Origin of the sequence: Actinomadura bangladeshensis (assembly GCF_004348335.1) — a bacterium.
Classification (GTDB): Bacteria; Actinomycetota; Actinomycetes; order Streptosporangiales; family Streptosporangiaceae; genus Spirillospora; species Spirillospora bangladeshensis.
In genome coordinates this window covers 1-8,001 of sequence record NZ_SMJW01000320.1, presented here as the reverse complement: position 1 = coordinate 8,001, position 8,001 = coordinate 1, and the positions used below count along the sequence as shown (strand labels likewise).

7 protein-coding genes are annotated in these 8,001 nt (G+C 74.9%); 5 read left to right on the top strand and 2 right to left on the bottom strand.

Annotated features, from left to right (window positions below; translation table 11 throughout):
- Positions 1-189: 189 nt before the first annotated feature.
- On the top strand, positions 190-843 hold the full coding sequence (locus tag E1284_RS36130) for an HAD family hydrolase (protein ID WP_207924145.1): 654 nt from the start codon (positions 190-192) through the stop codon (positions 841-843).
- A gap of 158 nt (positions 844-1,001) precedes the next feature.
- The gene (locus tag E1284_RS43800) at positions 1,002-1,397 is read left to right on the top strand and encodes a cold-shock protein (protein ID WP_131944650.1); all 396 of its coding nucleotides are present in this window, start codon (positions 1,002-1,004) and stop codon (positions 1,395-1,397) included.
- Between the two features lie 15 nt (positions 1,398-1,412).
- On the opposite strand, the gene E1284_RS36120 is transcribed toward E1284_RS43800, so the two are convergent.
- Entirely contained in the window at positions 1,413-2,813 is a 1,401-nt protein-coding gene (locus E1284_RS36120) for an MFS transporter (RefSeq protein ID WP_131944649.1), read from the bottom strand.
- A gap of 160 nt (positions 2,814-2,973) precedes the next feature.
- Between E1284_RS36120 and E1284_RS36115 the strand changes: the two genes are divergently transcribed.
- Both E1284_RS36115 and E1284_RS36110 read left to right on the top strand, forming a co-directional pair.
- The gene (locus tag E1284_RS36115; protein WP_131944648.1) at positions 2,974-3,831 is read left to right on the top strand and encodes a DUF3027 domain-containing protein; all 858 of its coding nucleotides are present in this window, start codon (positions 2,974-2,976) and stop codon (positions 3,829-3,831) included.
- Position 3,832: 1 nt separating this feature from the next.
- Entirely contained in the window at positions 3,833-6,817 is a 2,985-nt protein-coding gene (locus E1284_RS36110; RefSeq protein WP_131944647.1) for a sacsin N-terminal ATP-binding-like domain-containing protein, read from the top strand.
- Between the two features lie 41 nt (positions 6,818-6,858).
- Here E1284_RS36110 and E1284_RS36105 read toward each other — a convergent pair whose 3' ends face one another.
- Positions 6,859-7,194, bottom strand: a complete 336-nt coding sequence (locus E1284_RS36105) for a DUF2530 domain-containing protein (RefSeq protein WP_131944646.1) — start codon at positions 7,192-7,194, stop codon at positions 6,859-6,861.
- A 156-nt stretch (positions 7,195-7,350) separates the two neighbouring features.
- Here E1284_RS36105 and E1284_RS36100 point away from each other — a divergent pair, with 156 nt between their 5' ends.
- Positions 7,351-7,818 (top strand): MarR family transcriptional regulator, encoded by a 468-nt coding sequence (locus E1284_RS36100; RefSeq protein WP_131944645.1) that lies wholly within the window; start codon positions 7,351-7,353, stop codon positions 7,816-7,818.
- The last annotated feature ends 183 nt before the right edge of the window (positions 7,819-8,001 follow it).

Genomic DNA, 8,001 nt, shown 5'->3' with positions numbered 1-8,001 from the left:
GCGCAGTGATCGTCCTTGGGGTCGGGGTGGGGTGATCGGGTACTGCGTTTTCCCTGGTCAGCTGGTTTGTGGTCGGGGGCTCGGGTATATCCGCATCACGGTCCCGTGCTCTCCTACTCGGATCCCGTCGCATCGCCACTACCAGGAGAGCGCGGGTCCTTTCATGTGTCCAGCCCTTACCCTGTGGGCGTGCTCGATCTCGATCCCCCCGAATCCCCCGGCGCGGCCGCCCGCGCGCCCTTCGCCGTCGGGTTCGACCTCGACCTGACCCTGGCCGACACGCGGGCCGCGATCGGCGCCGTGTACGCCGCGCTCGCCGCGGAGACGGGCGTCCCGATCGACACCGAGGCCGTGGTCGGACGCATCGGGCCGCCGCTGGAGGAGGAGCTGGCCTACTGGTTCCCGGCGGCCGAGGTGCCCGCGATGGCCGCCCGGTACCGGGCGATCTACCCCGACGTCGCGATCCCGGCGACCGCCCTCATGCCGGGCGCCGCCGCCGCGCTGGACGCGGTCCGGGCCGGGGGCGGGCGCGCGGTGGTCGTGTCGGGCAAGAACCAGGCCGACACCGAGCGCACCGTCCGGTTCCTCGGCCTGCGGGCGGACGCCGTGGTGGGCGGGCTGTTCGGCGCCGAGAAGGGCACGGCGCTGCGCGAGCACGGCGCCCGCGCCTACATCGGCGACCACACCGGTGACGTGGACGCCGCGCGGGCCGCGGAGATCGTGGCGGTGGCCGTGGCGACCGGCGCGTTCGATTCGGCGGCCCTCACCGCCTACGGCGCGGACGTCGTCCTGCCGGACCTGCTGGCCTTCCCCGAGTGGCTCGGCGGATTCCGGGCAGCCTGAACTGCGCGGCGATATCCGGGTGCCGTCCGCAGCAGTCCCGGATAGCGTCGGAGGCGTTGCCCCGCAGGCGTCGCGGCGGGTACCCGGCATGTTCACCGGCCCGTGGCGAGGCACTAATCTTGAGGGCGATTCAGGACGATTACCGAACGAGGTCTCCGGTGCCGACTGGCAAGGTCAAGTGGTACGACTCCGACAAGGGGTTCGGCTTCCTCACCCGCGATGACGGCGGGGAGGTCTTCGTGCACTCATCGGCGCTGCCGGGCGGCGTCACGACGCTGAGGCCGGGGCAGCGCATCGAGTTCGGCGTGGTGGAGGGCCGGCGCGGCCAGCAGGCCCTCCAGGTCCGGGTGCTGGAGTCGCTGCCGTCGGTGGAGAAGACCATCGCCAAGCAGCGCCGCAAGAAGCCGGACGAGATGGTCGTGATCACCGAGGACCTCATCAAGCTGCTGGACGGCATCTCCAACACCTACCGGCGCGGCAAGCACCCGGCCCCGGCGGAGGCGAAGAAGATCGCCACCGTGCTGCGGGCGGTCGCCGACGACCTGGCGCCCTGACCCGTGCCCTGAGGGTCAGGTGCGCATCTCCGGGTGCGCGTCCTTGATCGTCGCGGCCGGGGCCGGCCGGCGGCGGATGCGGCGGCGCGTCCCCGCCTGGCGGGAGACGAGCAGCCCGAACGCGACGGCGAGCGCCGCCGCGACGATCGCGAGCGCGACGCGCCCGTCCGCGACGATCGACATGCCGAGGCCGAGCAGCCCGCCCAGCACCCAGCTGAGCTGGTGCAGCGTCTCCGACACCGCGAACGTGGACGAGCGCATCTCCTCGCCGGTCTCGCGCTGCACGACCGCGTCCATGGACAGCTTGCCGAGCACCTGGCCGAGCCCGGCCGCGGTCGCCACGGCGAGGGCCGCCCACAACCCGAAGAACGCGGCGCCCGCCGCGGTGACGCCGGTGACGGCGGCCAGCGTCGCCGACACGATGAACCGCGGTGCCCGCGCCTTCATCCAGGCGCCGAGCGCGGTGCCGAGCAGCCCGCCCGCGCCCGCGCACGCCGCCAGCAGGCCGAGCGCGACGTGGTGGGACACCGGGTCGAAACGCTCCTGCCGCAGCAGGAACGCCAGGTAGATGATCAGGAAGCCGGAGAAGGCGCGCAGCACCGCGTTGGCCTCCATCGCCTCGGCGATGACGGGTCCGACGCGCGGGAAGGCCCGCCGGCGGCGCGTCCGCCCCGCGGCCGGTTCCGGCTGCGGGGCCTCTTCGGGGACGTCGATGTGCCCGGGCAGCCGCATCGTGAACACCACGCCCAGCAGGAACACGACCGTGCCGATGCGCAGCACCCAGCCCGCCCCGATGAGCACGGCGAGCCCGGCCGCGACGGGCGCGGTGACCGACGCCGCGATCAGCCCGGCGAACGAGGCGCGCGCGTTCGCCGTGACGAGCGTGATCTCGTCCGGCAGGACGCGCGGGGTGACCGCCGCCCGCAGCACCCCGAACGCCTTCGACAGCACCAGCACGCCGAACGCGGCGGGCAGGAACGTGACCTGGTCGCCGTGCGGGAGCGCGCTCGCCATCGCCCAGCACAGCAGCGCCCGCATCACGAACGTGCTGGCGATCGCGTACCTGCGGACGTGCCTGGCACGGTCCAGCGCGGGCCCGATCAGCGGCGCGACCAGCGCGAACGGCGCCATCGTGACGACGAGGTAGAGGGCGACCTGGCCGCGCGCCTGGTTGACGTCCAGGCCGAAGAACAGCGTCCCGGCGAGCGCGACCGTGACCATGGCGTCGCCGGCGGAGTTGAACGCGGACGTCTCGATCAGGCTGCCGAGCCCGCTGCGCCCCGCGCCCTGGGCGTGCGTGACGCGGCGGGTGAGCCGCCCCGTCCCGAGCACGGCCGAGCCCGCCCCGCGCCCCGCCCGCGCGGCACCGCCGCGGACGGCGCGCAGCGACCGTCCGACCCTCGACCCGTCTGCCATGCGCCCTGATCTCTCCCAGCGGCCGTTCCGGCTCGGTACCGGGGTACGGCCATCGGAGTCGTTCGCTTGAGGGTACGTTCCCCGCCGGAATGGAGGATCACCTCGCGGCCGCCGCGGGCCGGGTGTCCGGTCACGTCGCCGGATGGGCGAGAATTGAGGGGTGAGCCCACAGCGCCAGTCCAGCCCCGCGCGTCCCGCCGCCGCGCGCACCACGTCCGGGCCCGCCCGCCGGACCCGTACCCCCGCCGTCGACACCGCCTGCGCCGAGGCCGTCGACCTCGCCCGCGAGGCCGCCGAGGAGACGGCCCGGCCGCTCGGCGTCGGCGAGCACCTCGGCCTCCGCGCCGAGGCCGACCGGGTGGTCACGCACTATTTCGAGTGCCTCGACCCCGGCTACCGGGGCTGGCGCTGGGCGGTCACCGTGACGCGCGCCGCGCGCGCGAAGAACGTGACGGTGAGCGAGTGCGTGCTGCTGCCCGGCGACGAGGCGCTGCTCGCGCCGTCGTGGGTGCCGTGGCTGGAGCGGCTGCGCCCCGGCGACCTCGGCCCCGGCGACCTGCTGCCGACCGCGCCCGACGACGTCCGGCTCGCCCCCGGGTTCACCCAGGTCGACGACTCCACCGACCGCGAGGCCCAGTGGGAGCTCGGGCTCGGCCGCGTCCGGGTGCTGTCGCGGGAGGGCCGCGACGAGGCCGCGACCCGCTGGTACGAGGGGACCGCGGGGCCCCGCGCGCCGATCGCGGCGTCCGCGCCCGCCCAGTGCTCCACCTGCGGCTTCTTCGTCGGCCTGGCCGGTGAGCTGCGGCAGGTCTTCGGGGTGTGCGCCAACGAGTACGCGCCCGACGACGGCCGGGTGGTCTCCGCCGACCACGGGTGCGGCGCGCACTCCGAGGCCGTGTCGCTGCCGGCCGCGTCCGAGCACAACCCGCCGGTGATCGACGAGCTGGGCTACGAGATCGTCCCCGCCGCGGGCGAGGACGCCGCGCCCCTGGACGACGAGGCCCTCGGCCATAGCTGACATGCCGGACGCCTTCGGCGCCGCGGCCCTCCGCGAGCGCGTGCTGCGCGCCTGGGCCGAGTCCCCGGCGCGCTTCCGCGAGGACGCCAACGCCGAGGAGGACCACGCACTCGGCGGCTACCGCGACCGCGTCGTCATCGAGCTGGCCCAGAACGCCGCCGACGCCGCGTCGCGCGCCGCCGTCCCGGGCCGGCTCCGCCTGACCCTGCGGACGTCCCCGGCGGGCACCGTCCTGACCGCCGCCAACACCGGCGGCCCCCTGGACGCTGCCGGTGTGGAGGCCCTCTCCACCCTGCGCGCCTCGTCCAAGCGCGACGACACGGCGACGGCAGGTCGCTTCGGCGTGGGCTTCGCCGCCGTCGTCGCCGTCAGCGACGCCCCCGCGATCGCGTCGATCCCTCCTGATGCACAGGGCGAGGAGCCGGGGGCGGGGGTCGGATGGTCGCGGGAGCGGGCCCGGGAGCTGGTTGAGGCGGTGCCCGCGCTCGCTGATGAGGTGCAGCGGCGGGGTGGGCATGTGCCGTTGCTGCGGCTGCCCTTCGCATTGGACGACGTGCCCGATGTTCCCGATGGGTTCGACACCGTTGTGCGGTTGCCGCTGCTTGAGGACGCGGTTGCGTCGGTGCAGCAGCAGTTGGGGGACGTTGGGGCGGCGCTGATGCTGGCCTTGCCGGCCCTGGAGCACGTTGAGATCGACGTTGACGGGGACGTCCGCCACCTGACCGCTGAGCGCCATGCCGGTGGCGAGGTCGTCATCAACGGCGGCTCGTGGCGGACGGTCGAGGCGCATGGGGAGATCCCCCGTGCGCTCTTGCAGGACCGTCCTGTGGAGGAGCGGGCGCGGCCGTTCTGGCAGGTCCGGTGGGCTCTGCCGGAGGACGGATGGCCCGACGGCATGCCGAGCGTCGTGCACGCGCCCACGCCGAGCGACGAGCGGCTGGACCTGCCAGCGCTGCTCATCGCGTCGTTCCCGCTCGCGCCGGACCGGCGCCACGTCGCCCCTGGGGTCCTGGCCGACTTCCTGGTGGAGCGGGCCGCCGAGGCTTACGTGCGGCTGCTGGGCGAACTTCCGGTGTCGCCGCGCGTGCTCGATCTCGTGCCGGGCCCGGTGGGCGCGGGCGAGCTCGACGCGCGACTGCGGCGGGAGATCCGGGAGCGGTTGCCCGAGGCGCCCCTGCTGCCGCATCGGACGCGCGGCCGGGACGCGATCGCCGTGGACGCGCCGGCACCGTTCGTCGGGGTGCTCGGTGGCGAGGACGCCGTCGTCGGCGGGCTGCTGCCGCCGGAGTGGCCGGCACGCAGCCCGGCGCTGGCGGCGCTCGGGGTGCGGCGGGTCGAGCTGGCCGATGTGATCGACGAGCTGGCCGCCGTGGACCGGGAACCGGCGTGGTGGCACCGGGTGTACGGGGCGCTCGACGGGGCCGCCAGGGACGCGCTGGGCGCCCTGCCGGTGCCGCTGGCGGGCGAGGCGGGCCGGGTGGTGCGCGGGCCGCGCGGGCTGCTGATCGCCGACGGCGCCGACCCCGCCGGGCTGGACGTGCTCGGGCTGCGGTTCGTGCACCCCGAGGCCGTCCATCCGCTGCTGACGCGGCTCGGCGCGATCGAGGCCGGCCCGCGGACGGTGCTCGCCGACCCGGGAGTCCGGACGGCCGTCGAGGAGTCGTTCGAGGCCGACGACCCGGACGCGGTCGCGGAGGCCGTGCTGGGCCTGGTCAGCGCCGCGCACGTCGATCCGGGCGATGAGCCGTGGCTGGCCGAGCTGGCCCTGCCGGGCGACGACGGAGAGCTCTACCCGGCGGGTGAGCTGCTGCTGCCGGAGAGCCCGCTGCGGACCCTCATGGCCGACGACGCGCCGTTCGGCGTGGTGGACGGCGAGGTCCTGGAGCGGTGGGGCGCGGAGACGCTGACGGCCGTCGGCGTCCTGGACGGGTTCGCACTGGCCAAGGCCGAAGACGTGAACCTCATGGGCCTCGCCGATGAGGTCGAGACCCTCGAACTGGACGACGAGGATCTGTGGGCCGACGACGCCCTGAGGCGCATCGGGCCGCAGGACCTCCCGCCCCTCGTGCCGGAGTTCGCGGCCGTCCGCGACCTGGAACTCGTCGATGACTGGGCGGCCGCGCTGAGGGTCCTGGCCGGGCCGCCGTGGCGGGCCGCGATCGTCGACCCCGCGCACGTGACCCTGCACAACGGCAGGCGCGTCGCCGTCCCGTCGTACACGGCGTGGTGGCTGGGGCGCCATCCGGTACTGGACGGACGCAGGCCGGGCGAGTTCCGCCTGGGCGGGGACGAGTCGCTGGCAGGGCTCTACGACATCGCCCCAGAGGGCTTGGACGAGCGGCTCCTGCTCGCCTTGGGCGTCCGCACCTCGCTGGAAGAACTCCTTGACGAGCCCGGCGGCGCCCAAGAACTGCTCGACCGGCTCGCCGATCCGGACCGGCCGGTGACCCGCGCCCAGTCGGGCGCGCTGTGGACGGCCCTGGCCGACGCCGCCGACGCGGTCATCGAGCCACCCGAGCATGTGCGCGCCATAGTCGACGGTGAGGTCGAGGTCGTGGATGCGGGGGACGCCCTCATCCTGGACAGCCCCGACCTCCTGCCGCTCCTTCAAGGGCAGCCGCTCATCATCGCCGCCCAAGGCCGCGACGCGCGCCTGGCCGAACTCCTCGATCTCCCGTTGGCAGGGCACGAAGTGCCGGGCGAGGTCGAATCGGAGGGGGAGAAGCGCCCCGTGCCGGACGCGGTCAGAGCCGTCCTGCCGGACGCGCCCGCCGACTACCTCGCCCACGATCGCCTCGTCGTGGACGGCGAGGACGTCCCGTGGTGGACGAGAGACGGCGCCATCCACGCGAGCGGTGTCCACGGACTGGCGCGCGCGCTCGCCTGGTCCACCGGGAACTGGGGCGACCGGCTGCTGATCGAGGCCGTCCTGCGCGCTCCCGAGTCCCTGCACGTTCTCCTGGCCGAAGCGGACCTGGAGCCTTAGCCGAGGGAGCCCCAGCCGAGGGAGTCCGAGTCGAGGGAGTCCTAGTCGACGCGCTCGCGGTCGTCGGCGCGCTCCGCCGGGTGCTCGCGCTCGACCGCCGGCGACGCGCCCGGACCGTCGAGCACAGCCCGGCGTTCGGCGGCGCGGGCGGCCTCCTGCCGGGCGCGGCCGGACTGGAGCCTCGGCACGTACCACATGGCGAACAGGCCGATTCCGATACCGGCGACGCACACCCACAGCCACCAGCGGTCGTCGGACGGCAGGCCCGCGATGAGCAGCACGACCAGCGCGATCGCCCAGGCGGCCGTGCCCGCCGCCGCGATACGGACGTCGTTGGTCTGCATCGGCGGCGGATCCGGACGGCGCGCTCGGCTCATGCCCTCAGGCTACGTGGCACGGGCCGGGGAGTCTCCCCGCGACCATGGTGACGAGCGGCTCAAAAACCGGCCCCGGAACCGGCCTCCGGGACCGGAGGGGCGCATGTCGCGGGCGGCGTGGCAGCATGGGCAGCAGCACCCGGGAGACCAATGACGATGACAACCCCACCGATCCGCGGCCGCACGGCGTCCGCGCCGGGGCTGGCCGAGGAGCTGCGCATCTCGATCGCGCGGCTGACCCGCCGGCTCCGCACGCTGCGCGCGCCCGCGACCGGCGACGGCGGGCGCCCGCTGTCGCTCACGCAGTTCGCCGCGCTCGCCGCCATCGAGCGGCACGGGTCGATGACGCCGCGCGAGCTGGCCGACCACGAGAAGGTGCAGCCGCCGTCGATGACCCGGGTGATCGCCTACCTGGAGGAGCGCGGGCTCGTCGTGCGCAGCCCGCATCCGACCGACGGGCGGCAGGTCGTGCTGAACGCGACCGACGAGGGCGCCGCCCTGCTCGCGGACGAGCGGCGCCGCAAGGAGGCGTGGCTGGCCCGCCGGCTCGCCGAGCTGACCGCCGACGAGCGGGAGATCCTGCGCCGCGCCGCACCGATCATCGACAGGCTCAGCAGGTCCTGACCCCGCGGCGGTGCCGATGTTCCTTGCCGGAATGCCGACGCCCCGATTACCGTTAGCTTTGATAATGACTTCTGCTAACGAAAGACCCGACGAACCGGAGGGGGCCGCGGCGCGCGGCGCCCGCGGCCGGCGGTCCGTGCACCCGCCCCGCGCCGCCGCCGGCACCGCCGCCCCCGCTTCCCA